Consider the following 26,674-nt stretch of genomic DNA (forward strand, 5'->3'; position numbering starts at 1 on the left):
GACAAATAACACCTAACAAATAAATCCATGATTTTCAAAATTCCTTTAGCATGGCTACAGCTAGCCCAGCAAAAAGTTCGTTTACTGGTAGCTGTAGCCGGGATTGGTTTTATTGTGCTGCTAATGTTTGTGCAACTTGGTTTTCAAGATGCTCTCTATTCCAGTGCAACCGCAGTGCATCAGCATCTCAAGGGAGATTTATTTTTAGTTAGTTCCCAATATAAATCTTTGACCTCAAATCAAAGCTTTTCGCGGACTCGTTTATATCAAGCATTGGGGTTCGATGGCGTAGAGTCAGTTAGCCCGATGTATTTGCAATTTGCCAAACTTAAAAATCCGGCAACTAGTGAGAAATATTCAATATACGTGATTGGTTTCGATCCAGGTAGACCTGTGATGAACATCCCAGAAGTTGAGAAAAATTTAGATAAACTGAAAATTCCCGATGTCGTGCTTTTTGACCGGAGTTCGCGTCCAGAGTTTGGCCCAATAGCTGAAAAATTTAATGCGGGAGATACTACACAGACAATTGAAATATTTCCCTACAGTTCATTAATTGGCTATAGAGTGAGAGTTGGTGGTTTATTCAGCTTGGGGCCTTCCTTTGGGGTAGATGGCAACTTACTTGTTAGTGACTCAACTTTTTTGAGGATAAATCCCAATAGTCGTCCGCCAGATATGATAGATATCGGTTTGATTTCCCTCAAACCTGGTGCTAATGCAGAAACAGTACTGAAAAATTTACAAGCAAGTTTGCCTAATGATGTCCAAGTTTTTACACGTCAAGGCTTCATTGATTTTGAGAAAAAATATTGGGCAGTCAGAACACCCATTGGTTTTATACTTAACTTGATGTTGACAATGGCTGCGGTTGTTGGTGTAGTTATTGTTTATCAAATTCTTTACAGCAATATTGCTACACAGTTCGTTGCTTACGCCACTTTAAAAGCCATCGGTTATGCCAATAGATATTTATTGAATGTGGTATTTCAGCAAGCTTTAATTTTGGCAATTTTAGCTTATATCCCAGGATTTATTACTTCTGTGTTGCTATATAGTTTTGCAGCAGAATCAACTAAATTACCAATAGTTATGACCACTAATAATGCGATGATTGTCTTAACCTCAACAGTATTAATGTGTATAACATCAGGAGCGCTTGCTATTAATAAACTCCGCTCCGCAGATCCGGGAGATATTTTCTAAGCAAGACAATTTGCTCTAAGCCGCTTGTTAAAGATAGGCAAACTTATTCACCCATTAAAGTTGGTGTGATGGACTACTAAAGCTTTTGTTTTAATCCAAAATCGTTCGACTGAGCTAAGTCGTACCCCTCCGGGGAAACAAGCTACGCGTAGCCTTCCGCAGGAAAGTCCAAAATCTAAAATCCAAAATTGGTATAATCCCGACTTTATGAACCTCAAAAACAAAACCATCCTAATTACCGGGATTAATGAACTTGTCGGTTTGCGTACAGCCGAGTTAGCCATAGCGCAAGGAATGAAGGTTCGTGGACTGCAAAGTTCTACAGAACAGAACAAACAATTACAGAATTTAGGTGTTGAGGTAATTATTGGTAGTATCACCGATGCTACTATTGCTCAAAAGGCTTGTCAGGAAGTAGACATCGTTTTACATACAGATCAAATTGCCGAAGAAGCTGGCGCAATTAACCATTTTCGTGATGTCAATGTTGGTGGTACTGTCAACATAGCTAAAGCCGCTAAACAAGCTGGCGTCAAAACATTTGTGCATCTTTCCAGTGTGATGGTTTACGGTTTCAACTATCCGAATAATGTTACAGAATCCGGGCCACTCTCTGGCGAAAATAATCCCTACTGTCAAACGAAAATAGAAGCGGAAACAGCACTATTAGAACTAAATAATCCGCCAGATTTTGGCATCATCGTTATTCGAGCCGGAGATGTTTACGGGCCAGGAAGTATTCCCTGGATAGTCAGACCAATTCTAATGATGCGTCAAAAATTATTTGCTTGTGCCAACGATGGTAAAGGAGTAATCAATCATGTATATATAGATAACCTGATTGATGGCATCTTTCTGGCGATTGAAAAAGAAACCTACGGTGAAATATTTAATATCACCGACGGACAAGAAACTTCCTGGAAAGAGTATTTTATGCGTTTAGCAGCAATGGAAGGTTTATCAGCACCCCTTTCATTATCTAAAGATGAAATCAAGTTGTTTCTAAAGCTACGTGTTCAAGGACAAAAACTTTTTCGACAAAAAGTTGATATCTTACCAGAGTCTATAGATTTTATGACTCGTCCCTATGCTTGTTCTATTGTCAAAGCAGAAAGTCTGTTAAATTATAAACCAACAATTGACCTAGAAGAAGGAATGCAGCGAACACATGAATGGCTGCAAAAAACAGATATCCAAAAATTGATCAAATAGTCCTTTGGGAGTGGGGAGTGGGGAGTGGGGAATAGGGAGTGGAGAGTTATAAGAATTAGAATAGTAGGTTAAGTTTCGCTGTCGCTCAACCCAACCAAACCTTGAGAATGTTGGGTTTTGTTCCTCAAGCGCCACATGCTTCTCCCAAGGGGAGACGCTGCGCGAACAAGTCGGGAAACCCACCTACTAAATTCTGAATTATTCCGTTGCATCTGCCTAAAAATTATCTGCAATTAAGCATAAAATAATCCCCAGATTTTCCGAATACTTGTTTTCTATGAGTAGCAATCAGCCACGATTGAGCATCGGATTACCTGTATATAATGGTGAAAAATTTATCAAAGAAGCCATAGATTCACTCTTGGCTCAGACCTTTGAAGATTTTGAGCTAATTATTTCAGATAATGCATCTACAGATAAAACTGAAGAAATTTGTAGAGCATACGCCGAGCAAGACCAACGTATCTGTTACTACCGCAATGAGAATAATATCGGTTGCGCTCGTAACTTCAATCGCGTATTTGAATTGTCTTCAGGTGAGTACTTTAAGTGGGCAGCCCATGATGATCTACATGCTCCAGATTTTATCAAGAAGTGTGTTGAGGTGCTTGACCAAGATCCTACCATAATCTTGTGTCACTCCCAGACAAATTTCATTGATGAACAGGGGAATTTTCTCCAAAACTACGATATCAAACTCAAGGCTGATGCACTAAAACCACACGAGCGGTTTCACGAATTGCTGACCAAACATTTATGTTATCAATGTTATGGAGTAATTCGCGCCAATGCCCTGAGAATGATACCGCCTATGGGTGGTTACGGTAATGCAGATGGAATTCTCTTGTTAAGACTTGGTATTCTTGGTAGGTTTTATGAAATTCCTGAATACCTGTTTTTCGCCAGAAGTCATCCGCAACAATCAATGAGTATGTATTTCCCTAATTATCTGTTGTTTGCTAACAATAGTAAACAACACTCATTGAGTATGCTGCCTGATTTCTACGCATATTCAGTGTGGTTTGATTCAGCAAAGAAAGGACAAATTTTATTACCACATTGGAGAATAATCTGGGAGTATGTACTCTCTATATGGCGTAGCCCCTTGAGTTTTGATGAGCGGCTGTGTTGTCATATAAGTCTACATCAGCAGTTAAAAGGGACAGAATATCTTTTGCTGAAAGATTTGCTAAGAGTGCTGCAAGTACTTTGGAAAAGTTGGCAACCTGCATCAATTCAAGAACAGCAAGTTACACTTTGAACGAATTACTTCAGAAAGAAATAAAAGCTAGCGATGGCTGCGCCAACGTCTGCGACGAACGCCGCTTTTTATCAGGGAGCATCTCACTTGCGTAAAAAGCCTTGTAAAACCTCACCCCAACCCTCTCCTTACTAAGGAGAGGGAGCAAGAATCTTGTTTATCATCTGGTATATTTGCAAAACTAAGATGCTCCCTTTTTTTCAGCCCTAAAATCACCTATTCTGAGTACAAAATTATGCTGAAACTATCTCAACTATCTCGTGTTTTGCTTGCTACTTTAGTGAGCATCAGCTTTGCTAAAACAGTGAATGCCGAGCCAACTGCAAAACTGACTGTTGTGGTAAATGGAATACACCACAAAAAAGGTGAGATTTGCTTCCGAGTTTACCCAAGTGAACGAGGATTTCCGATGAGTGGTAATAGCGAAGATCAAAGTGGCTGCGTTAAGATTACTGGAAGTTCTGTAACAAAAGAATTTTTTGGTTTGAAGCCTGGAACTTATGCTGTTGCCGTAGTTGATGATCAGAATGGCGATCGCAAACTCAATAAAGACTTTTTCGGTATTCCTAAAGAAGGTTTTGGGATTTCCAAAAATCCAACTGTGTCCATACAAACAGGTACACCAAAGTTTCGTGATGCCAGCTTTGTTGTAAACAAAAATACAACAGTCAATATTATCATCAAATATTCGCTGGATTCGTAAAGGGAATGGGGAGTGGGGAGTGGGGAGTGGGGAGTGGGGGGATGAGGGGGATGAGGGGGATGAGGGAGAAAGAATAACTAATATTTAATGCCCAATGCCCAATGCCCAATGCCCAATGCCCCATGCCCAATCCCCAATGTTCAATTCTTCAGAATTACGGTTTAGATCACATCTACATATAAACAAGCCGAGATTCTACCGGAGATTAAAAATTTAATGGAAGATTTGGCGATATTTCTCTCTAAGTCTTTGATGGGTTGGTTGGTTATTCAGGTGTGTTTTACGCTTGTCTTTATATGGTATCTGCGCTCATCTAAAAAAAACTTATTACCAGATGATCAGTTGCCCAAAACCGCAGTGATTCTTTGTCTACGCGGAGCCGATCCGTTTTTGCCTAGATGTTTGCGATCGCTCCTAAATCAGAATTATCCACAGTATGATTTAAAGTTGATCGTTGATAGTCACGAAGATCCCGCTTGGAAAATTGCTAGTGAAACCATCACAGAGCAAGAAGCTACCAACGTTCAAATCAGCCCTTTGAGAATAGTACGCAATAATTGTAGTCTCAAATGCAGTTCTTTAATCCAAGCTGTCGGTGAGTTGGACGATTCTTACAAGGTGGTTGCCCTAGTAGATGCTGATACTATAGTTCATGTGAATTGGCTGCGAGAATTAGTCAGTCCTCTAGGGGATGCTAAAGTGGGGGCAACAACAGGTAATCGTTGGTACGTACCTACAGGTAAGTATTGGGGATCTTTAGTGCGCTACATCGGCAATGTATCCACAGTAGTGCAAATGTTTATCTTCCAGATTCCTTGGGGTGGATCTTTGGCTGTGAAAACAGAAGTGCTTCGCCAAACAGAACTACTAGATAAGTGGGGACAAGCTTTAGGCGAAGATTTTATGATGCACGACATTCTCAAAAAACATGGGTTGCAGGTAAAGTTTGTGCCTTCGCTGTTGATAGTAAATCGTGAAGAGACTGATTTATTCAACTTAATAGACTATCTCAAGCGCCTAATGCTGTATTCTCGACTGTATCACCCACGTTGGTTAGCTTTAGTTAGTGAAGCTGTTTCTAGCATTTTGTTTCCGACTTTAGTCGTCATGTTAATTCTAGAGTGGTTGTTAGAGGCAAAATGGGAAGCTGCGACTCTTTTGTTAGGTTGCTATGGTCTCTATACTGTAGCATTACTCTTGATAATGCTCGTGTTGGAATTAGAGATACAGCGAGTGGTTCGCTCTAATGACCAGGCGATCGCTAAATTATCAGCTGCTACAATCATCAAAATGTTAATTGGGATTCCTCTGACACAATGGGTTTATGGGTTAGCAATACTATCGTCACTGTGGATTTCAACAGTTACTTGGCGCGGTGTCAGCTATCGGGTTCAAAGTCCCTGGAATATCCGGCTAATTGAATATCGCCCTTATCAATGGTTGGATCAGCCTATTGATAGCAAGGTTTCTCTTTGAACTTAATCGCTAAATTATCAACTAGGGCATGAAAGTTATTACGCTAAACATTCCCTAGTCTTCAAATTATATTATCTTATATTTAGTAGAACTATATTAGCTATAACCCTTGTCAAAATACACGCTTTGGCTTGTTGATTACCAAAATGTATTTGGATGAATGGCAACGGTTTAGACAAATATATTAAGGGGAATTTTAACTTAGGAGTTTGGATGTTTTGATAGTATCTAAACAAGGTTTATAAACATCCGCTTCACAATCGACAATTTCGGCTATTTGAAAATGCGTAAATCCTTAGTCTAACTGTATTATATCATGTCCGCTAAATTACCCATAAAGAACCCCACCCCCAACCCCTCCCCGCAGGCGGGGAGGGGAGCTAAAGCGCAGCTTTGGCGGGGTGGGGTTCCGGGTATTATGCTTACCCAGACATGATATTAGTGGGAATTTCTGAGCCAAAGAATCAGGATGTTCATGAAACATTTGCTGCGTAAATCCTAAATTTAAAACCAGCATTTTCGTGAAATATTCCCCTTTTCTATGACTAAGCAAAAACTTCGCATTGCACTGTTTACAGGATTGTACGCTCCTTTCTTAACTGGAGTTTCCGTCGCAGTACATCAACGGGTTCGTTGGTTGCTAGAGCAGGGACATGAGGTTTTTCTAATCCATCCGCAAATCAACGATCGCTACCCCAAAAATGTTGGCGATCGCCCCATGCCAGGTTTAGATGAAATTCAGTCTTTCCCTAATTTCTCTGCTTACGCATTCCCCACACAACCACTGCTATTCTACAAGTCTCTTCCTCAACCATTGCACTATCGACATTGGAGTGATACCAAATTATTGGAGAAATTCAAACCCGATATTATAATTGTTGAAGAAGCGGCGCAAATGAGAGGTTTATACTCATTTTTCTTGCAAGGTTATGGTCGTCCTATCGGTACAGAATACGCAAAACGAACAGGCACGCCAATAATATCACTCTTCCATACAGATATCGTTGCGTATATCAAATATTACTTTGGCGATCAGTTCTTCAGCTTGGTTCGTCCGATCATTCCCACTTTAGTCAAGCAATTTAGTGAGTTTTATGACTTTAATTACTTCTCTTCTAAAGAACAACTCACTAAATACGAAGAACTGAAATGCCAACGCGCCGAATACGTCGCTTATCAAGGCATCGATTGTGAAAAATTTCACCCGCGAAACATCTGTTACGATCCGATTCCTAATGACAACCGACCGACTCTTTTATTTGTCGGACGCATCACTCCCGAAAAGAATGTCAACCAACTGCTTGATATATTTCCAGTCATAGCTGCCAAAATCCCTGATGTTCATCTGGTGATTGTTGGTAGTGGCCCTCTAGATGAAGAGATTCGTCAGCGTGCTAAAAAGTTTGGATCGGGTATTACCGTCTGGGGTGAGTCTCACGGTACACAACTTTTAGGTTGGTTTGCCAGAGCGGATGTTTTTGTCAACCCCTCCGTCACCGAGAACTTCTGCACTACAAATAACGAGGCATTAGCGTCTGGAACCCCTGTAGTTGCTGTTGTTGCACCCTCAACCTCAGAACAGGTATTTCCTGGTCGTAACGGCTTTCTTGCCCAACCTAACAATCCCACAGATTTCGCCCAAAAGGTAATTGCGATTCTGGAAAATCCCGATTTGAAAGCAGATATGACTCGGCACGCTCGCCCTTCCATACTCGAATTTGATTGGTCAGCATGTATGCAAAAATTAGAAGACAAACTTTACCAAATCGTTGAAGGATCACAGAAGGTAGAGGTAGGTACAGGCAGTATAAGACCACAGCGATAGCAAACATGACGATCGCTAGTATCTACAGTACTAGCGATCGCTAATTAGTGACTTTGAGTTTGACCAAGGCTGTTAGTCCAATGGTGCGTAGGCATAGCCCGTCGTAGACATCGCATGAAAGTTTTTCAACTTTGGATACAAATGCGATCGCATATCCTAAGTTAGTACGATTTGTGTTAAAGATTCTGTAAAATCATCATAAATTTGCAGTGAAATTACTCTGATAACTTTTAATTAATATGTTAATAGCTGTATTATCTTGATGTCATACTACGGTTAGCAAAGTAATTTTTATGACATACGCACAAAAGTTGAGAGTGTCTATTTTTGGAGCAGCTTTAATTTCCTTGGGCACAGGGCAAATAGCGCAAGCAGTATTATTAGTTGAATCAGAGTCAGCCGTGGTAAATCCTGATGCCAAAGAAGTGTTATTCACTATAAATTTTAATAAGATGCCGGACTTTTTCACAGTTGATAAATTTAATCGGCGCGCCGGCTCTTTCCAATATTTTATTGATCCGAATGGGGAATTGCCTATTTTGAATGCATCTCCTATCTATAGTAACTTTTCCTCAATTATTCGCGGAGAAGAAATTTACGTTCAAGGTGACGTTCGGATACGTGATGTTTTTTCAGTTGGTGCATCGGAACCAAATTCAGGAGGCTGGGGTAAAATTCGTGGTTCAGTACCATATACCCTTGATGGCAATGTCCTGAAATTTTCAGCACCTCTGCAACTTATTGGAGATTCAGATGGGCTATTTAGCTACCAATTGCTTTTGACTGAGTTTGGTGCTTGGAATGGTATTACAAATGAAAATAAGTCTATTGTAGTGGCTCCCGACCTGGAGAGGTACGTTTTCAAAGCTACTAACCTTGGTAAAAAAGATTTGGGTGTACCTCAGTTGCTTAGTAAACCCGATATTAGCAGTGTTCCCGAACCTAATTTTGCATTGGGTGCATTAACTTTTGGAGCCTTAAGTGTAGGTTTACGGCGGAAACGTAAACTTGAAGAAGAATGCAGAATCCAGAATTCAGAATTCAGAATCAATCAGTCGGGGATTCAGACCCGCCACTGAATTGTTGCACCACCAAATCTACGATTTGGTGGTGCAACAACTGCGGTTATTCATCCGCCAGTCATACAGAATTCATTCTGAATTCTGACTCCTGACTCCTGAATTCTGTTCGATAAATCAGCCGTTAGTTAACCCTCAGTCCTGTAAATTAATACTGTTGAGTTAAGGATTCTTTGTGGAGATTTGCTAAGTGTAGAGATGTTGCATTACAACGTCTCTACTAACTGCCGGAAAACCATTTCTACAATTCATGCAAGCTAGTTTTAGCACCATGCCACCCGTGCAAAATAGGCATAGTAAACAATCCCCACGCCAAACCCGTAATTAACCCAAAAGGCGTAACCAGATAATTATTAAAACTCCACAAACCAAAAACCTGTGCTGCCAATTCCAAAGGATAAGCCATCATCAGCACACTAGCTAAAGCTGCACCACTCCAGCCATACTGACTTAACCAGTAAAATCCCTTACTACCAGTTACCCCATACAACAAACGAGTAATCAGCAAACCCGTGACGGTGCCGTAGCAGCGCATACAAACAGCCATAATAAACGGTGGTGCCAAATCTAACCCCATAGTTGGTTGCGGACAGACATGATTACCCATAAAATAAATGATGTCCGCAATTCCCGCAAGCAAAGACACCCCAGACGCAGCTAAAAAGGGAGCAATTGGCGGGCCAAAAACCATCCCCGCCAACATAAAATCAGCAATCCAACTGACCCAATTAACCTGCAACTCTTCACTAAAAGCTACTCTTCTCATCTCCCTTTCTCTGCGCCCTTTGCGTCTTCGCGGTTCGTCTCCCTAACCTATCTTATTAACATACGGACTTGTCAACTTATCCAACTGCTGAATCAACAAACTAAGGAACAAACCCACATCCGTCACCACACCCACCGATTCCACAGAACCGCGATCGCTTAACTTAGTCACCACAGCTGGATTAATATCCACACATACCATTTTCACACCCGCCGGAGTCATATTCCCCACCCCAATGGAGTGCAGCATTGATGACAGCATCAAAATCATCTCCGTACCTTCTAAATGTTTGGCGTATTCCTCCTGTGCTTTAATCAAATCCATTTGAGTATCAGGCAAAGGCCCGTCATCTCGAATCGATCCCGCAAGCACAAAAGGCACATGATTGTGAACACACTCATACATCACGCCACTTTTAATCGCTCCCGCCTCCACAGCTTTGGGAATGCTGCCATAACCACGGATAGTATTAATTACCTTGAGGTGATGACGGTGTCCACCACGGACAGCGATACCCCGCTTCATGTCTACACCCAAAGAAGTGCCCATGATATTTTGCTCGATGTCGTGAACTGCGATCGCATTCCCACCCAGCAACGCCTGTACATATCCTTCCCGAATTAGTTGCGCTAGGTGTTCACCGCCACCAGTGTGAATCACCACCGGCCCTGCCGTGACAACTACCTTACCACCAGCATCGCGGATTTTCCGCAATTCCCAAGCCACTTGCTCAACAACCAATTCCACGCGCCGTTCGCTGGAAACCCCCGCCGACATAAAGCTAAATTCTTGGGTGCTGCGTAGTTCCCGCGATTCAGTTTTGCGGATGGTGCGGATACCTAACACATCTACAATTACCTGTTCGCCAACTTTTAAATCGCGTAATATTTTACACCGAGCGACGAAACTATTGGCAGTTTGAGTAATAGCGATCGCGCCATCCATCCGTTGATTTTCTACCTTCACCCACCGGCCATTAATTCGGACTTCAGTGGGATAAATCGTACTGACGTAGAAATCATCAGGCGCTACACCATCTTGAATTACCGGCTCTAGTTTCGCGTCTCGCTCATCTTGGGGTAAATCTACAGCACCCAAATCAATCAACAGCGAGATGATTTCTTCCATCACCTCATGAGATGGTGCTGATACCTTCACTTCGGCAGCTGAAGTACTTTGTCGTTGTTCTCCCAAGTTGAAATTCAGGACTTGGAAACTTCCCCCGGCGTCTATAATCAAATCCAAAGCGCGGTTAATTAAACCTGCGTCCAGCAAGTGTCCTTCCATGCGAATGATCCGGCTTTCTACCGAGACATTGGCATGAATTTCATCTCTAACTGGTTCCGTCACTCGCAGGGTTAAGCATTTAGCCGCGCCACCAGCTTTGAGAAATTCGGTAAGCGGCGTTTCCAGCACTTGGAAACCTGCATCCACAAGGCGGGTTTTCAAAGCATCACTCGCCTTGTTCATGATCACGATGCTGTCTACATTCACCGTATTACAAGCGAAGTTAACTGCATCGGCTTCTTCAATTGGGATGAGCTTTTCTGGTGCAACTCGCATCTCAATTAAGCGGTTGGAGTAAGAATCAAAAGCGCCGGGATAGTACAGCAAATAGCCATTTGTTAGGGGACAAAAGCAGGTATCCAGGTGATAGAAACGTTCATCTATGAGTCGCAGGGAAAGCACCTCAATATCCAGCCATTTAGCTAGATAAGGGTGAGAATCTAATTCTGAGCGGAAACCGTATCCCGCCCATAACCAGCGTCCTTCTCGATCCAGCAGTGCGTCCCCTGCTCCCTCAAAGGGTAAATCTTTGGGAAGTTCATTGACTGTATAACCATTTGCCTCAAACCATTGTTTGAAGAAAGGCTCCTCTCCCTGACGTTCTTTGTGTAAAAAGCGACTGAGGACGACGTTATCCCCCAGTACTAAGCCAGCGTTGGCGGTAAAAACCAAATCAGGCCAGCCTTTTTCAGGTGGTACTAAGTCTACAGTTGCGTGTTGTTTAAGGATCTGGTGTAATCCCTGCCACTGTTCCACGGCGCGATCGCGCGATGATTTGTGAATATTCCCTTCCATCCAGGGATTAATCACATAGTCCACGTCGTAGTGGTCAGGGGGACACATTAAAAAGCGAATACGGGAAGTCATAAAAATCTTACAAGCGTTTTATATGCTACAAGCCTACTTTGAATACAGATTTTCGTTTTTCTACATTTTGTCAAATCTGCTAGTAGAGCTTCTATCTTTTGATAGTTGAAGGCTTTACAAAGGCTTCGTTCTTAATTCTATTACTGGAAGAGACAAAGTGAGGAGAATAAGTAGAGAAGGTGACAAAACAGCATGGATCTCTTGGCCATGACTGTTTCATACCGTTTCACTTTAATAATGATACAAATACGTTGGCAGGGGCACAGAAAAAGCTCATTGGTATCAACTTAAACCAAAACCCTTTTGAAACCTCGTTTCTAGCTAGAGGCTGGCAATGCTGCTCATTGGGCTGCTGCCTCTTTTCAAACCTCGTTTCCAGCAAGAGGCTGGAAATGCTCTTCAATTGCGGCTCTGCCGCTAGTCTTGAGGCGGAGCCTCTAATAGGCATTCCCAGTCGGAGACTGGGAACGAGACAAACGAGACAATCTCTAAAAGCTGCTTAGACACTGGCTTTCAGCTTAAGTTGACACCTATGAGCATTGCTGTGCCTCTACGATAAATCTATATGTATCAAAGTTTGTGTGAAATGGTATCAGTTTAGGGGCAATTCATGAATTGCCCCAGAGCGCGTGTAGTTTTGCGTAAATCCTAAAATAGTTGTAGCGTCTGGCAATACGTCTTAGAGTAGCATGGAAACCAAAATGTCTGCTAAAAAACGATTCTAGCGATAATTAATCAGAAAATTTTACCACCGTTTATTAACGCTTTGAGGAGATTGAAAGCTGCATGAAAAAGCAATTGTCACAGAGAGGGCTTATTTCTAAATCTTGGTTACGTTTTTTAATGATCATTTTATTAGTAATAGGTGTATTTTTTCGCTTCGTCAATCTTGACAAAAAAATTTATTGGGGTGATGAAGTTTTCTCATCATTACGCATATCGGGCTATATGCTGTCAGAAATGAATGAGCAGTTAAGTAATGGTCGTTTGTTCAGCATAGAAGATTTGCATAAATATCAGTATCCCAATCCGCAAAAAAACACAATTGATACAATTAAAGGGATTATCTTAGAAGACTCCCAGATTTTGCCGCTATACATCTTGATGACGCGGTTTTGGGTAGAATGGTTTGGCAATTCTGTCGCAGTGACAAGAAGTTTTTCAGCATTTATTAGTCTGCTTACCTTTCCTTGTCTTTATTGGCTATGTCAAGAATTATTTGAGTCTTCACTAATAGGATGGATAGCGATCGCGTTGGTAGCGGTTTCACCTGTTCATGTCGTGTATGCACAAGAAGCAAGAGCATACAGTTTATGGATAGTAGCCATCTTAATATCAAGCATAGCACTGCTGCGAGCCATGCGACTTAAAACAAAGGTTAGTTGGTGCATTTATGCAGCAACATTATCACTAGGGTTTTATACTCATATATTTTTTACCTTCGTTGCTTTTGCACAGGGAATTTATGTAATTGCAATCGAACGGTTCCGATTGAGTAAAACATCGATTTATTACTTGTTATCATTGCTTGCGGGGTTTATAACTTTTATACCTTGGATTTCGATTATTATTACCCATCCTCAGCCACAAGCAGTAGATTGGGCAAATGTTAAGCAAACATTATTTGCCTCAGCTGCAAGATGGGCTGGTATCTTTAGCCGGACGTTTCTTGATTTAAGTATTAACTCTAGCGAGCCAGGAAAACTTAAGATTGCCTTAATTCCTTTTATTTTAATTATTTTAGCTCTAATCATCTATTCAATTTATGTTCTTTGTCGAAGAACCTCTAAAGAAGTTTGGTTATTTGTCTTAACCTTGATTGGGTCTGTAGGGCTTCCCCTACTGTTAGTGGATTTCGTTTTTCAAAAGCGATACGCTACTAGTCGATATACACTTCCTTCAGTTTTAGGTATACAGTTAGCTGTTGCTTACCTATTGACCACTAAGATCACGTCTATTTCTACTCAAGTTTGGCAAAAAAGGCTCTGGTCACTTGTAACATTCATGCTAATTATGGGCGGAGTTATATCTTGTATGCTCTACTCTCAAGCCCAGATTTGGTGGAACAAATACCCGGAAAAATACCAAGAATATCCTAAAATTGCTCAGATTATTAGTCAAGGGAATAAACCACTTATAATTAGTGATACAGCTAACATACTTCCACCAATACAAGTACTTGGTTACTTAGTTGATCCAAAAGTGCGATTTCAAATCGTTGAGAAAAATCAGTTACCAGAGATTACGAATGGCTTTACTGACATATTTTTGTTCTTGTTTGAACCGTCTGACTTCTTAAAAGCTGGAATTGAAAAAGTTTATAACTCAAAGTTACAGCAGATAAACCACTTTGTCTGGAAAATAATAAAATCGACTTAACGGGACTTCTTAAACAAATATCCTAATTGTCGGGTGGGATGTCACTTGTTTAAGCAAAAGCCCAGATCCCCGACTTCTTCAAGAAGTCGGGGAAATCCAGCTTACAGCAATTTTCAGGTAAATAGACCACGCGGTAGGGGCACAGCATTGCTGTGCCCCTACAACATATGTGGTTAAATTAAATGAAAACTGCTGTAAGTAAGTGAGATAAAAATTAATATCAGTTAGCCTAATAAATGGCACAATTAAAGCCAAAATATACTTTAATTAAACCCATGATTTAAGTATATACTTATACTGCTGCCGCTTATGCCATCACCCCTTGAGCGCCCGCTAAAATTTGAAATCACACTGCCATCCTCCCATCCTCAATTATTAGAAGGACTAGATATCTGGCTGCGCTTAGGTTTGATATCCGATACCCAAGTTAGGCAGCTATGTCAAGAGTTTCTGGTGTGTGCGGTGGTGTTGCAACCCCAGCCGGAAGCTAAAACAAAAGTAATATTTGCAACTTCTGAGTCTGTGCAGCAGTTGCCCGTAGCAGCTTTAGAATCTAGTAGCCGTAGACAACCGCAACAAAAACCAGCTAAACCCAACTTTATCAGCACAATGTTACAGTCCTTGGGGGCAGAACTGAGTGTGCGTTGGCTGCTTTTTCTAGGGGTATTTCTGGTAGTGGTGTCCTCTGGGGTACTGGCTGCGAGTCAGTGGGAGAGGTTTCCCGCTTCTGGACAGTATGGAGTTTTATTTGCTTATACTTTGACTTTTTGGGGATTAAGCTTTTGGGCAACTAGGCAAAGCAACCTCAGATTGACGGCTCAAACTTTGCTAATTGTCACCCTTTTGTTAGTGCCAGTAAACTTTTGGGCAATGGATAGCTTTCGATTGTGGCAAAATCCTCTGGATTGGATTGTAGTTGCGATCGCCTGTCCTACCCTTACTGCTATAACTGTTTTACTCTCCAAAAATCGCACCATTTTTGCCAATTTACATACCGACAAATTACCTCTAGCAAATATTCTGGGGCTGAGTTATCTGCATTGGGGTTGGCAATTATCAGGATTTCCCTTGATTGCCGTTTATCTGGCAATGATCGGCACAACTATTATTACCATTTATCACAATCTTTACCAACAGCCTAATTCTGTCAGCAAGGAAGATAGGCGCGATGTCTACGACGGGCTACGCCTACGCCATAGCTTAAGTATTAGTCTACTTTCTGCTGTAATTATTTATGCGTTGATAGTGTTATTAGTGCGGGCGATTTTTGTTGCTGGGGTAAATGTCACGCAGTTGGGATTAGCTATTGGTATTTGCGGCTGGTTAGTGACTTGGTTAGCACAGCAAGGAGGGGAGAGGGCAGGGGGCAGGGGGCAAGGGGCAGGGGGAGCAGAAGAAGTAACAGTAATATTCTCCCCATCTCCCTCATCTCCCTCATCCCCCTCATCCCCCTTACTCTGGGAAAAACTCGGTAGCATTTTACTCTTCCTGGGTTGGCTGGTATCAGTAGTAGATTATCCTTGGCAAGCGATCGCTGTAAGTGGTTTGAGTTTGTGGTTTATGGTAAATCGCTTGCGGCAGCACAGTTTAAAGATTGACTTCGCGGCAGTTTTTGTTATCGGCTTACAGACGATTTGGCTCTTTTGGCGGTTAGTACCTGATAGCTTACAGAAATGGGCGATCGCAATTGGCACCCAACTCACCAATTCTCAAAATGAACCTGGGGCATTGCTGAGTATAGCTTTATTTCCCTACGTAGTTTTGATGGTGGCGCTCACAGATAGCCTCTATCGCAGCCAAAAGCGTGAATTAGCTAAGTTTGGCGAACTGCTCACCCTCTTATTTGGAGCTTTTTTAACAACGATCGCTCTCATAAATCCCACATTGCGATCGCTAAATCTGCTATTTTCCACAATCACTCTCGCATTCGTCACCCAACGCCGCTCCCCCTCATCTCCCTCATCCCTTCCCCTGATATATTTAACTCATATCATGGGTGTGCTGACCTTTTGCTCTACCATTAATTGGCTCTTACCAACCCTGACTCAACAAGCCTGGGCAAGTATTTTATTAGCTTTAATGGTTGCAGAATGGGTATTTAGCCTGGAGGAAGGTTTATGGCGACGTAGTGCATGGGACATCGGTTTAGGATTAGCCGCCGCTAGTTTTTTCCTATTGTGGATGAATGCAGAATTATCTTGGTATGGCCTGGCTGATAGCCAAGCTTATTGGGGAGCTATTTGGCTAGTTACGCCTTTAGCTCTCACAGGTGTTGCCAATTGCACAATTATAGAGCGTCGGACTACTAGCCGTTACTTAAGCGTTTTGGGTGTGGGAGTTGCCCAGCTACTTACTTTACAGCTACCAGGAACCAGATTAATCGGTTTGGCTGTGGCTGGGGGACTGATGTTTGTAAACACACGCTATTTGCGAAACCAAACATCTGCGGTAATTACAGAAGGATTTATTTTGAGTTTCATTGGGGCGCTGCTGTGGACGGGTGTACCTGGTTTACCTCGCCTCGCGCTAGCAGGTTGGTTTATCGTGGGAGCGATCGCTACTCTCAGTCTATGGTTAGCGCGGACACTTCTGAGCCGACGCGGTAACGAATTAGCAGTTATATATGCAGCCGCCAGTGATAAATGGGCGATCGCTTTGTGTGGTTTTGAGTTGTTGAGTTTGACGTTGCACTCAGTACTAATTTACCAAGGGTTTACGACTTCGGGATTTTTGTACTTAATTGCCACTGCAATCGCCTTGGCAGCCATTGTTTATCGCAGTTGGCGAGAACCGACAAATTGGGCATTTTATAGCATCGGTTGGTGTTTGGAATTGTTGACTGCCCAAGCGCTAGGATTTGGGGAACCTTCAACTGTTAAAATAGCGTTCGCGGAGCGTGGCTTGCCAATCGCAAATATCGCCTTGGGTTTAATCGCTCAACTTGTTGGAGAGTGGTGGCGACGACGACATCAATTAGAAAAGCTTCCTAGCAGTTTTCACATTCTGCCATTAATTTATGGTGCATTTAGTGTATTGCTGCGTTTGGACACCTTCACCCAATGGACTGGTTTGTATTCTTTAGGTGTAGCTTTAATTATCATTGGCGTGGGGCGACGGCGCGAGAACTTTAAACCCCTGCTGTATTTAGGAATCATTGGCGTATCCATTTCTGCCTATGAACTTTTGTTCTATCAAATGTTACAAGCTTCAGGAGGAGCATTAGGTGATGGATTGATTGCCATGTCTGCCCTTGGTGCCACTATCATGTATGCTTACCGCATCTTGTCGCCAAGGCTAGTCAGCTACTTACGTTTAACTCTGCAAGAACTGAAAGGAATTGCCCATATTCACTGGGTTTGGAGTAGTTGTTTATTAATGGCTGCCATTATTACTCCCATTGGAGTTAACCGTTTGGTGGGATTGGGAACGGGGGTATTTTTGATTCGTTATGCCATCTTTCAGGGACAAAATTCGCGCACTTCCTCCAGCATCTTGGGAGGAATCACAATAGGCGAAATGTGGGTTTACCTTGGCTTATTAGAAGTAGCGGGTATGAGGATTTATTGGCGCGAGACAGCAGTCGGGAAATTTTGGGCTGGAACCTTAGTTCCTTGGAATGGTGCGATCGCTTGTGTAGTAGCCTATTTTCTATACATCCTACCTTGGGAGGATTGGGGTTGGTCTAAAAGACCTTGGCAACAAGCTGCATACATTGTACCACTGATCATTTTATGGGAAACCAGACTGCAAACTTACCCCATCACCTTGCTACTCGCAGCTGGATTTTACATCTTCCTAGTAAAGCTTGGTGAAAACATCCGTTTTACCTATATTAGTGTGGCGTTGATTGATTGGGCGCTTTACCGTTGGTTTAATTCCTTACATTTAACTGATGCTTTGTGGTATGTAACACCCATTGGATTATCACTGCTTTATATTGCTCAAGTCGATATCCAACTAAAGCTACCAGAGTATAAAACCGCTCGTCATATTCTGAGAGTGCTAGGTAGTGGTTTAATTTGTGGGTGGGCTATTTTATTTCATCAACATACAGCCTGGATACCGGGGATTTTCAGCCTCATCGCCATTTTTGCCGGATTAGCTTTACGAGTGCGGGCTTTTCTCTACATTGGTACAGCCACTTTTTTAATTACTACAATCTATCAATCGGTAATTTTCAGCTTGCAATACTCTTTCTTAAAATGGGTTGTTGGCTTGCTAGTTGGCATTTTACTAATTTATATTGCCGCCAACTTTGAAACCCGTCGCGCTCAAATAACTTCCTTAATTCGTAGCGCCATTGATGAATTTCAATCATGGCAATAGGGGTTTTTGACACTCCCACACCTTGAAGGTGTGGGATTCTTGTTTCATCCAGCCAACTTACTTAAAGCAGTTTCCCCACAAAAGCCGAGGTCGTTCTGTCCACAAGCGTGGATTTCGGTATGCCCTACCGTATTATTTAGTCCTTTCGTCAGTATTTGTTTAGCTGCATTGTGGTCACGGTGCATCACTGTTCCGCAAGAATGGCATTTATGAGTATGGGTAGACAAAGATTTTTTAACTCTTGTCCCACAAACAGAGCAGTCAAGACTTGTGTAGTGTGGTGAAACAGCTATCGCCTAAGTATCAAAAACTTTAGCGTAATAGTCCACCCAATCAGTGAACAATGACCATGATGCATCACTAATAGATTTAGCTAAATGGTGATTTTTGACCATATTCTTTACCTGCAAGTCCTCATAGACTACCAAATCGCTAGATTGGACAAGCGCTCTTGCTGTCTTAACAACAAAATCTTTACGCTGTCTACTTACCTTGAGGTGCTTTTTAGCTAATTTATTAACAGCTTTGCGGCGATTATATGAACATTTTTTACATTTTGATGCTTGACGTTGCTTGCGTTTTAAAGACTTCTCGGACTTGCGTAGTAGTCTTGGATTCTCTACTGTCTTACCATCAGAATCAGTATAGAAAAATTCCAGACCTACATCAATTCCTATTTGATTTCCATGATGTTGATGTTGTTCTTTATGTTCAATATCAACACAGAATTGGCAATAATAACCATCAGCACGCTTAACTATTCGGACACGCTTAATCTGTTTAACATCAGGACTTACGCAACTGGCACAAAGCGCGGGTGGGTAAGCCTTGAGCAAACATATCTGAACATAACTTGGGCGGTTGTAGTGTGAGAGATTTGCGCTTCAAGGCATTCTGACTCCCAGGCGATCGCTAATAAAGCATTTTAAATTAGACCAAACACATCTGAACGTCTGGACGTTTTAGTTGCTGAATTAAATAATTGTCAAGTAAGTTGTGCTTGATTCTATAAATAGTTTGACTTGTTTGATAAGCTAAATGTTTCAGTCTCAGCCAAACTAACATCGCACAAGCAATATGATTTCTCTCTTATACGACCTTTACGGCATTGACAAGATTCAATGCCAGTTAATTGTTACATACTTATAAATTTTCTCCACGACTTACTTAGTTTAGCCTTTGCCTATGATCCATCCAAGATGCGATCGGTGAATTACTACTATAAGATGTACCAGTTATGATCACCGGCATATTCATAGCAGCAGCAAACTTAGAGTAGAACTGATGCCTTAGTTCGCTAACAATATGTTTAACTTCTGGATTCATGGTTGCTGCACCTGTTACAAAAACGATACCTACGGTAAGCTATGCTAACGCATGGCTTTATAAGAGACAGTTATTATCAATTGCGGAAACTTCTCTTACGCTGTTTGTGCTTGGCAATTGCTTTAGGTTTGCACTTTTGCAGGGGCGTTTCAAAGTGACGGTATTTTCTGATATCTGGAAAAACAAAAAAAGGCAGACTCCTTCTCTGCCCTCAAGACCTTAGAGTTAAAATAATTCGTAATTCGTAATTCGTAATTCGTAATTCGTAATTAAGTTTTGTGTAGGGGTAAAATCCCTACACAAAACGTGGTACCTGGAGAGGCAGGGGAATTAAACTGAACATACTTTGTTAAATTCTTGGTTTTAGACTTTAATCGCGGCGAGAGGAGTCACCTCGTCTACCACCAGAGGAACTTCCGCCTATCTTCGGCTTTGCTTTATTAACTTTTAAGCTTCGACCCATCCACTCAGCATTATTAAGGGCCTCAATTGCTGCTGTTTCTTCAGCATTTGATTCCATTTCTACAAAGCCGAAACCCCTCATCCGATCTGTTTCTCGGTCGATAGGCAATTGAACATTTTTTACAGTTCCGTATTCTGCAAAGACTTGCCGGAGGTCATCTTCTTTAACCTCATAAGATAGATTACCAACGTAAATTGACATAGAATGTCTCCAGAATCAGGGTGTGTAGAGATTTACATCGGGAGAGGTCTGTAATACAAATATATAAAAACAAACTATACAGCCGAATTTAATCTTTCATGCCTACTTTAACATAAAATTAGAAGTTATATTTATCAGCAATACTATACTTCTCTGTTGATCTAAATACTCAAACAGTTGGCAAAACTCGTTTAAAATCAACTTACAAGCGATCGCCTGAAATTTGAAGTCACCAAAAAATTCCATCAGTGAATATTTTCTCTTCAGATAGTATTAGTAATTTTTAAATTTTATCGAAACAGAATAAAGGCATCAGTCGTCAGAATTCAGAATAAATTCTGTAGGAATGGTGGTCTTCAATCCGTGGGGGATTCAGACCCGCCACTGATAGCGCCACAGAGAGCGAGTCCGCGAACGTCTTGATTCTGACGAATGTATTCTGACTCCTGAATTCTTCTTCAATCACTCAAAATTTTGAGAGAATGCAATTAAATAAAACCAGTGCGATCGCTTGTAACGTAAAATTAATTTCCATCCAGCATTTGCTAACACCTTGACGCCCATGTTTTGCGACTACCTGATCCAAATCCTCACTGCCCGTGTGTATGATGTTGCCCAGGAAACACCATTGGAGTATGCCCCAAATTTGTCTGCGCGGCTGAATAATCAACTCCTGCTGAAACGTGAGGATATGCAGTCAGTATTTTCCTTTAAACTGCGAGGTGCTTATAATAAGATGGTGCAACTGCCACCAGAGATATTGGCGCATGGTGTAATCGCCGCGTCTGCGGGAAACCATGCTCAGGGAGTTGCCCTTGCAGCTCAACGCTTGGGAACTAAAGCGATTATCGTCATGCCAATAACCACACCCCAAGTCAAGGTAGACGCGGTGAGAATGAGGGGCGGAGCAGTCGTGTTACATGGAAACACCTACGACGATGCTTATAGCTATGCCCGTGAATTAGAACTAGAAAAAGGATTGACCTTTATTCATCCCTTTGATGATCCGCATGTGATTGCTGGACAGGGAACAATCGGGATGGAAATCTTACGGCAATATCAGCAACCCATCCATGCGATTTTTGTGGCAATTGGCGGGGGCGGATTAATTTCTGGAATTGGCGCTTATGTGAAACGGTTGCGTCCCGAAATCAAGATTATTGGCGTTGAGCCAGTAGATGCTGATGCGATGTCTCAATCACTCAAAGCCGGACATCGGGTGCGCTTGTCCCAAGTGGGGTTATTTGCTGATGGTGTAGCAGTGCGGGAAGTAGGTGAAGAAACCTTCCGTTTATGTCAGCAGTATGTAGATGAAATCATTCTGGTGGATACAGACGCTACTTGTGCTGCGATTAAAGACGTGTTTGAGGATACGCGATCGATTTTAGAACCAGCCGGTGCATTAGCGATCGCAGCTGCCAAAGCCTACGTAGAACGAGAACAAATCGAGGGACAAACCTTAATTGCGATCGCCTGCGGTGCAAACATGAACTTTGATCGCCTCCGCTTTGTGGCAGAACGGGCAGAGTTCGGCGAACGCCGCGAAGCGATCTTTGCAGTTACAATTCCTGAAGAACGGGGAAGTATTCGCCAGTTTTGTGAATGTATTGGCAACCGTAATCTTACCGAGTTTAATTATCGCATTGCCGATGAAAAAACAGCCCATATTTTTGTCGGAGTGCAAATTCAAAACCGTGCCGATGCTGCAAAGATGGTAGAAACCTTTGAAGCTCAAGGATTTGAAACTCTTGATTTAACAGACGACGAACTAACTAAATTACATCTGCGGCACATGGTAGGTGGGCACTCTCCTCTAGCTCACAATGAATTGCTTTATCGTTTTGAGTTTCCCGAACGTCCCGGCGCATTGATGAAGTTTGTTACTTCCATGAATCCCGCCTGGAATATTAGTCTTTTTCACTACCGCAACAACGGCGCAGACTATGGGCGAATCGTTGTCGGTATCCAGGTTCCCCCCCACGAGATGGAAGAGTGGCAAGCTTTTCTCGATCACCTCGGCTATCGCTATTGGGATGAAAACAAGAATCCGGCATACAAGCTGTTTTTGGGATAGGTGGGGAGTGGGGAGTGGGGAGTGGGGAGTGGGGAGTGGGGGGATGAGGGGGATGAGGAGGACAAGGAAAATAACGATGCCCAATGCCCAATGCCCCATGCTCAATGCTCAATGCCCCATGCCCAATGCCCAATGCCCAATGCCCAATTTACCGAGACAATATTAGATTCGAGTCCCAAGTATAGAAGCCAATTTGGTTAGGAACCCTAGAGAATTTGCCTGTCCGATGGCCTCTAGATAATTCATTTAGCACCTTATTTTTGATCTCTCTAACTTGGTGAGAATCTATTTCTCCATAGATTCCGGCGATGACTTCAGCGACGCTGAAAACTTTACCTGGATTTTGTTCTAACAGAGAGGTGAGCGCATCAATTAAGAATAGACCCTCAAAGTATTTGAGCATTGGTACTGTTTTTGTCAGGGGTACGAAAGGTTTCTTCTTTTTGTTTTTGATGCTTTGATGAGCATTATTGCCATTACTTGGGACTACCAAACTTAAATCTAGAGTATAACAACCTGGCTCATCGGGAATAGTTACCCAGTAATTCCTTTCTCTGCCTTGGGTGAGGGAAGATTGAACCCTACCTTTAACTACTTTGAATAGATTGGAATCTAACTCTCCATAAAGCGATCGCACGATAAAATCAATATGACAGACAGTGCCTCTTTGCTCTTGCAATAGCTGTTTTATGGCTTCCATGCGCGAGAGAGCGTGCTGATATTGAGGTAGCATGGGGATTTCTGCCACCTTCGTTGAACTATCGTTGTTCTCCGTGGATACCTTTGGATCTAGCGATGTAGTTAGAAATTGACTCTCTTTTGTATCAACAGCAGCAGAAAAGGAATTATCTATCCCAACCAAGTCTTTGTCTTTTCGTTCTGACTGTACAGACTTCACCAAGTTGATTTGGTCGATGTCATCAAGGGGTGATAAAAACCGCAGAAAGCCTTCTTGGGAAAGATTTGAGGTTTCATCAGCCGCCGTCAGTCTTGATATCTGTTTGTTGGCATCAGAAAAAGACCAGTTAGATAATAACGCTTCTACATGATCCAGCTGCGATCGCGCCTGCACAAAGAGGCGTTCATACTCTTCTGTAAGGCGAGCATAATAGTCTCGTAATTCCAACAGTGGTGAGACAAAGGTGCCCGGAGGTGGTTCTAATTGTCCATTTTGAGTCATAAGGCTTCAATCAATTTAAATCGATGTCACTTTTGTAAGACATTGCTCTAGGTTTTGCTTTGTGAGATGTTGGCTGGGATTTCTTAGGCGGTTGGGGAGGGCGACATGTCTCACAATATAAGGGTCGAGGTCCGAAAGTCTCGCGTTTTGTCAGTTCGTTACACTCTTTACAGACAAACTGAAAAACACGAGTATGAATCTGTCTTTTGTGCGCCCTGACAGTATATTCCCTAACATCAATGGATTTACTTGCCATAATTAGAATTGTAAATTGCCGTCGGATCAATGTCCTATCAATATAGCTATTCAAGCAAATCAAACTGCATCAGTGTGTGTTTATGTAGAAGTTTTATTCAAATCAGGGAATTTGACACCTAGCATAAAGTGCAGATGAGCGACTTGAGGGTTAACTATTGACTATCCTCTCAGCATATAATTAGTGATGAGCAAACACTACTACCATTTCTTAGCCGCAGGCGACTTTCATCGCCCTGATTAGAGAGATTGGGGATGGGGAAGTCCGGGATTATTCACTTGCACTGATTGACAACTCAAGCGAATTTATCGAAATCAAAGGGTTTAAGACCCCAACAATACAGGTAGCGCCAGTTTCAGTCGGGGTTTAAATCCCCGTCTGAAAATGTCTAAAATGTCTAAAATGTTTGAATTTTGAATTGTTAATCGGTCATGGTATGATTCAATTCAGTGGGCATGGCCACAAGTCCATTGGGCTAGATGATATAAGACGGATTATACCTGCAATCATTGTTTGACCCCAGAATCCCTCGTTTTGTAAACGGGGGAGTGTGTCAATGCAGTCCTAACCTCTCTACCATCAGGGAAGAGGGGTGATGCTTAACGAAGCTATTCCTATCCAAAGAAAAACCGCATCCTAAAAACAGGAAGCGGTGCGATCGCTAATCAAAGCATGATTCCAATAAGTTTTTTCCCTCTACTAATGTTCATGTGATTAATTTTGATGAGTTGTGAAAGTTCGTAGCGGCTTTAGCCCTTAAAGTTGAGCGATAAATCACTCACTACGAACTGATCAATTTCAACTTGATAGACTACTGCTGACTGGGAGCAGCAGGTTGTGATTGAGGTTGTGGGCGTAAACGGCGCAAAGACTCGCGCAATTTGTTTTGACTGGTGTTATTTCTTCGCCGTCGCTGATTTTTGGTTGCTTGCGGCTGTTGTGATGAATCGGGAACCGCTCGTTCACGCTGGATACCGCGTAAGGACTCTCTTGGACTTCCTTGAGTACGAGTTGTACTAGCTCCAGATGATGACCTTGTAGGAGTATTTTCCCCTGTTTGAGGTTCCAGTCGCCGACTAAATCCAGATATTGCTGGTCTTGTGGCTCTAGCTTCATTAGATGAGGGTGTCAACTCTCGTCGCCTACGTCTTGGAGTTGACTCTGTGGAGTTAGCAGCCGTTGTCTGCTGGGTTCTCTCTTCTGCTTGTCTTTGTGCTTGCCGTTCTTGAACTTGGCGCGATCGCCGTGAACCTTTTATGGCAAATTCAGTGGCGATCGATACCCCTTGTCTACCACCATCTGCGGGTTTTAATTTCCACTCACGCGCTTGTCTGGCGGTTTCTTCATCTAATTCGCGGTTTCCACTGGAGCGAGCAATCCGCACATTGGTAACATTGCCTTGTGCATCAGTATCTACAGCTACTTCTACTCTACCTTCAACTCCTCGCCGTCTTGCTGCCTCTGGATACTTGGCATTACATTCGCGGCAGGCTGCACGACCATTACCATTACCTGAACTGTTAATTTTTGGAGGTGTTGGCACTGTTGGCGCTGTTGCTACTGTCGGACGGTTTCCTACTCCATTGCCTATACCACTGCCAGAGCCAGAGCCAATTCCTGAGCCTGTACCAGTACCAGAGCCACTACCAATTCCACTGCCAGTACCGCTACCAGTTCCAGTGCCAGTTCCACTGCCAATGCCACCGCCAGTGCCAGTGCCAGTTCCTGTGCCAGGGCCAGTACCGCTGCTTGTACCTACAGCAATACCACTACCTGAGCCTAAACCAACACCAGAGCCGCCACCGCCACCACCGCCACCCGCCGAACTTGCTTTGGAATCTTCAGATAGAGGCGATCGGGGAATGGGTGCAGATTTCACAGGAACTTCTGGCTTGGGAGTAATCGCTTTTGGCGGCGTATTTGTCGGCTGTGGCTTCTGAGCGACTGCTGTAATCTTTTCTTGCTGCTGAAATTTTTCTACTGGTGGAGTTTCTATAGGCTGTTTTTGGACAATAAGTGGTTCTTTTTTGATTTCTTCTGGAATCTCTGCAATTGGTTTTTCTGGTTCCGCAGTTGGAGAATCCACGATCGCCAACTCTATTGGTTCTTCTTCTGGTGTGGACACTCTCGTCAAATAATTACTTATGCCTGAGGACAGTACGCCGATATGCAGCGCCAGTGAACCGATCAGACTGTAAGTCAGAAAAGACTTGAGAGCCTCAACTTCTTTGGAACGTTGCTCGACAGTAGTGCCGGAAAAGCTCATCGCTATTGCTACCTATTCTCACTAACCTAGCTATCTTAGAATGCAAGGTTACAAATATCAAGTAAAAAATTAAAATTATTTTGGGCAGTGTTAGAGGATGTTTGAAAAGTATTGGGCGAATAGAATAGAGCCTCCGGCACGCTACTACACAAGCTAAGTCCACCGACCTGGACTAATCCAAAATCAAGGGTCTTCTAACCCACGGAGGTGGGTAAAGTCTCGTGTAGCCGTGAATTATATTTGCTCGGCGAGTTATAAATTAGACTTTTCAAACATCCTCTTCGGGTAGGGAATATGATACTTAATCATCAAAATATCTTTGAAAAATACTGTTAACTCATCCCCCGGCTTGAAGCCGGGGGCAAATCGAACTCATTAGTCATTAGTCATTGGTCATTAGTACCAATGACCAATGACTAATGACTAATGACTAAATCGGCGGGCGGCTATCCCTCCCACCCCTTCAAGGGGTGGGAGGGATAGCCGATTTTTGTTGATTATGACGATTTCTAGATAAAATT

Annotated in this window: 18 protein-coding genes and 2 pseudogenes; 11 read left to right on the forward strand and 9 right to left on the reverse strand. The window is 42.5% G+C overall.

Annotation, left to right across the window (positions count from 1 at the left end):
• Positions 1–27 precede the first annotated feature (27 nt).
• The 7 genes from devC (at position 28) to V7L05_RS16330 (ending at position 8,762) form a co-directional block, all read left to right on the forward strand.
• Entirely contained in the window at positions 28–1,206 is a 1,179-nt protein-coding gene (gene devC, locus V7L05_RS16300; RefSeq protein WP_335165455.1) for an ABC transporter permease DevC, read from the forward strand.
• Positions 1,207–1,413: 207 nt separating this feature from the next.
• Positions 1,414–2,418, forward strand: a complete 1,005-nt coding sequence (locus tag V7L05_RS16305) for an NAD-dependent epimerase/dehydratase family protein (RefSeq protein WP_335165457.1) — start codon at positions 1,414–1,416, stop codon at positions 2,416–2,418.
• Between the two features lie 277 nt (positions 2,419–2,695).
• Positions 2,696–3,679 carry a glycosyltransferase family 2 protein gene (locus tag V7L05_RS16310; protein WP_335165459.1) on the forward strand — a complete coding sequence of 328 codons (984 nt, stop codon included), beginning with the start codon at positions 2,696–2,698 and terminating at the stop codon, positions 3,677–3,679.
• 235 nt (positions 3,680–3,914) lie between these two features.
• Positions 3,915–4,382 carry a DUF2141 domain-containing protein gene (locus tag V7L05_RS16315; protein WP_335165460.1) on the forward strand — a complete coding sequence of 156 codons (468 nt, stop codon included), beginning with the start codon at positions 3,915–3,917 and terminating at the stop codon, positions 4,380–4,382.
• 216 nt (positions 4,383–4,598) lie between these two features.
• Entirely contained in the window at positions 4,599–5,858 is a 1,260-nt protein-coding gene (locus V7L05_RS16320) for a glycosyltransferase (RefSeq protein WP_335165462.1), read from the forward strand.
• A gap of 541 nt (positions 5,859–6,399) precedes the next feature.
• Positions 6,400–7,683 (forward strand): glycosyltransferase, encoded by a 1,284-nt coding sequence (locus V7L05_RS16325; RefSeq protein ID WP_335165464.1) that lies wholly within the window; start codon positions 6,400–6,402, stop codon positions 7,681–7,683.
• A gap of 293 nt (positions 7,684–7,976) precedes the next feature.
• A complete protein-coding gene (locus tag V7L05_RS16330; protein WP_335165465.1) occupies positions 7,977–8,762 on the forward strand; it encodes a hypothetical protein in 786 nt (261 codons plus the stop codon).
• A gap of 241 nt (positions 8,763–9,003) precedes the next feature.
• Here V7L05_RS16330 and V7L05_RS16335 read toward each other — a convergent pair whose 3' ends face one another.
• On the reverse strand, positions 9,004–9,528 hold the full coding sequence (locus V7L05_RS16335) for a DUF2085 domain-containing protein (protein ID WP_335165467.1): 525 nt from the start codon (positions 9,526–9,528) through the stop codon (positions 9,004–9,006).
• Between the two features lie 42 nt (positions 9,529–9,570).
• Entirely contained in the window at positions 9,571–11,682 is a 2,112-nt protein-coding gene (gene argZ, locus V7L05_RS16340) for a bifunctional arginine dihydrolase/ornithine cyclodeaminase (RefSeq protein WP_335165469.1), read from the reverse strand.
• Positions 11,683–12,468: 786 nt separating this feature from the next.
• Here argZ and V7L05_RS16345 point away from each other — a divergent pair.
• Together V7L05_RS16345 and V7L05_RS16350 are read left to right on the forward strand one after the other, a co-directional pair.
• Positions 12,469–14,061, forward strand: a complete 1,593-nt coding sequence (locus tag V7L05_RS16345) for a glycosyltransferase family 39 protein (protein ID WP_335165470.1) — start codon at positions 12,469–12,471, stop codon at positions 14,059–14,061.
• A 309-nt stretch (positions 14,062–14,370) separates the two neighbouring features.
• Positions 14,371–18,387 carry a DUF2157 domain-containing protein gene (locus tag V7L05_RS16350; protein ID WP_335165472.1) on the forward strand — a complete coding sequence of 1,339 codons (4,017 nt, stop codon included), beginning with the start codon at positions 14,371–14,373 and terminating at the stop codon, positions 18,385–18,387.
• A gap of 44 nt (positions 18,388–18,431) precedes the next feature.
• Here the strand turns inward: V7L05_RS16350 and V7L05_RS16355 are convergent.
• The 4 genes and pseudogenes from V7L05_RS16355 to V7L05_RS16370 all read right to left on the reverse strand — a co-directional run.
• A pseudogene (locus tag V7L05_RS16355) lies at positions 18,432–19,172 on the reverse strand (RNA-guided endonuclease InsQ/TnpB family protein); the annotation flags it as partial.
• Between the two features lie 145 nt (positions 19,173–19,317).
• Positions 19,318–19,522 (reverse strand): annotated as a pseudogene (locus V7L05_RS34725) (IS701 family transposase); the annotation flags it as partial.
• Between the two features lie 32 nt (positions 19,523–19,554).
• Positions 19,555–19,713, reverse strand: a complete 159-nt coding sequence (locus V7L05_RS16360; protein ID WP_335165474.1) for a hypothetical protein — start codon at positions 19,711–19,713, stop codon at positions 19,555–19,557.
• 370 nt (positions 19,714–20,083) lie between these two features.
• Positions 20,084–20,377, reverse strand: coding sequence for an RNA recognition motif domain-containing protein (locus V7L05_RS16370; protein WP_335165476.1), 294 nt, complete (start codon positions 20,375–20,377; stop codon positions 20,084–20,086).
• A 562-nt stretch (positions 20,378–20,939) separates the two neighbouring features.
• Between V7L05_RS16370 and ilvA the strand changes: the two genes are divergently transcribed.
• Positions 20,940–22,451 carry a threonine ammonia-lyase, biosynthetic gene (gene ilvA, locus V7L05_RS16375; protein WP_335165624.1) on the forward strand — a complete coding sequence of 504 codons (1,512 nt, stop codon included), beginning with the start codon at positions 20,940–20,942 and terminating at the stop codon, positions 22,449–22,451.
• A gap of 7 nt (positions 22,452–22,458) precedes the next feature.
• Complete coding sequence (locus tag V7L05_RS16380) at positions 22,459–22,617, forward strand: histidine kinase (protein WP_335165478.1); 159 nt, start codon at positions 22,459–22,461, stop codon at positions 22,615–22,617.
• On the opposite strand, the gene V7L05_RS16385 is transcribed toward V7L05_RS16380, so the two are convergent.
• The 3 genes from V7L05_RS16385 to V7L05_RS16395 all read right to left on the reverse strand — a co-directional run bounded on the left by V7L05_RS16385 (position 22,600) and on the right by V7L05_RS16395 (position 26,153).
• Entirely contained in the window at positions 22,600–23,631 is a 1,032-nt protein-coding gene (locus V7L05_RS16385) for a hypothetical protein (protein ID WP_335165480.1), read from the reverse strand. The two genes, V7L05_RS16380 and V7L05_RS16385, sit on opposite strands and share 18 nt — an antisense overlap.
• A 10-nt stretch (positions 23,632–23,641) precedes the next feature.
• Positions 23,642–23,887, reverse strand: a complete 246-nt coding sequence (locus V7L05_RS16390) for a hypothetical protein (RefSeq protein ID WP_335165482.1) — start codon at positions 23,885–23,887, stop codon at positions 23,642–23,644.
• Between the two features lie 811 nt (positions 23,888–24,698).
• A complete protein-coding gene (locus tag V7L05_RS16395) occupies positions 24,699–26,153 on the reverse strand; it encodes a TonB family protein (RefSeq protein ID WP_335165484.1) in 1,455 nt (484 codons plus the stop codon).
• Positions 26,154–26,674: the final 521 nt, after the last annotated feature.

This window comes from Nostoc sp. (genome assembly GCF_036917755.1).
Lineage (GTDB): Bacteria > Cyanobacteriota > Cyanobacteriia > Cyanobacteriales > Nostocaceae > Nostoc.

Bases quoted from the DNA above. Each gene is read 5' to 3' on its own strand.
- devC (WP_335165455.1), top strand. From the start codon at position 28: ATGATTTTCAAAATTCCTTTAGCATGGCTACAGCTAGCCCAGCAAAAA.
- V7L05_RS16305 (WP_335165457.1), top strand. From the start codon at position 1,414: ATGAACCTCAAAAACAAAACCATCCTAATTACCGGGATTAATGAACTT.
- V7L05_RS16310 (WP_335165459.1), top strand. From the start codon at position 2,696: ATGAGTAGCAATCAGCCACGATTGAGCATCGGATTACCTGTATATAAT.
- V7L05_RS16315 (WP_335165460.1), top strand. From the start codon at position 3,915: ATGCTGAAACTATCTCAACTATCTCGTGTTTTGCTTGCTACTTTAGTG.
- V7L05_RS16320 (WP_335165462.1), top strand. From the start codon at position 4,599: ATGGAAGATTTGGCGATATTTCTCTCTAAGTCTTTGATGGGTTGGTTG.
- V7L05_RS16325 (WP_335165464.1), top strand. From the start codon at position 6,400: ATGACTAAGCAAAAACTTCGCATTGCACTGTTTACAGGATTGTACGCT.
- V7L05_RS16330 (WP_335165465.1), top strand. From the start codon at position 7,977: ATGACATACGCACAAAAGTTGAGAGTGTCTATTTTTGGAGCAGCTTTA.
- V7L05_RS16335 (WP_335165467.1), bottom strand. From the start codon at position 9,528: ATGAGAAGAGTAGCTTTTAGTGAAGAGTTGCAGGTTAATTGGGTCAGT.
- argZ (WP_335165469.1), bottom strand. From the start codon at position 11,682: ATGACTTCCCGTATTCGCTTTTTAATGTGTCCCCCTGACCACTACGAC.
- V7L05_RS16345 (WP_335165470.1), top strand. From the start codon at position 12,469: ATGAAAAAGCAATTGTCACAGAGAGGGCTTATTTCTAAATCTTGGTTA.
- V7L05_RS16350 (WP_335165472.1), top strand. From the start codon at position 14,371: ATGCCATCACCCCTTGAGCGCCCGCTAAAATTTGAAATCACACTGCCA.
- V7L05_RS16360 (WP_335165474.1), bottom strand. From the start codon at position 19,713: ATGAATCCAGAAGTTAAACATATTGTTAGCGAACTAAGGCATCAGTTC.
- V7L05_RS16370 (WP_335165476.1), bottom strand. From the start codon at position 20,377: ATGTCAATTTACGTTGGTAATCTATCTTATGAGGTTAAAGAAGATGAC.
- ilvA (WP_335165624.1), top strand. From the start codon at position 20,940: ATGTTTTGCGACTACCTGATCCAAATCCTCACTGCCCGTGTGTATGAT.
- V7L05_RS16385 (WP_335165480.1), bottom strand. From the start codon at position 23,631: ATGACTCAAAATGGACAATTAGAACCACCTCCGGGCACCTTTGTCTCA.
- V7L05_RS16390 (WP_335165482.1), bottom strand. From the start codon at position 23,887: ATGGCAAGTAAATCCATTGATGTTAGGGAATATACTGTCAGGGCGCAC.
- V7L05_RS16395 (WP_335165484.1), bottom strand. From the start codon at position 26,153: ATGAGCTTTTCCGGCACTACTGTCGAGCAACGTTCCAAAGAAGTTGAG.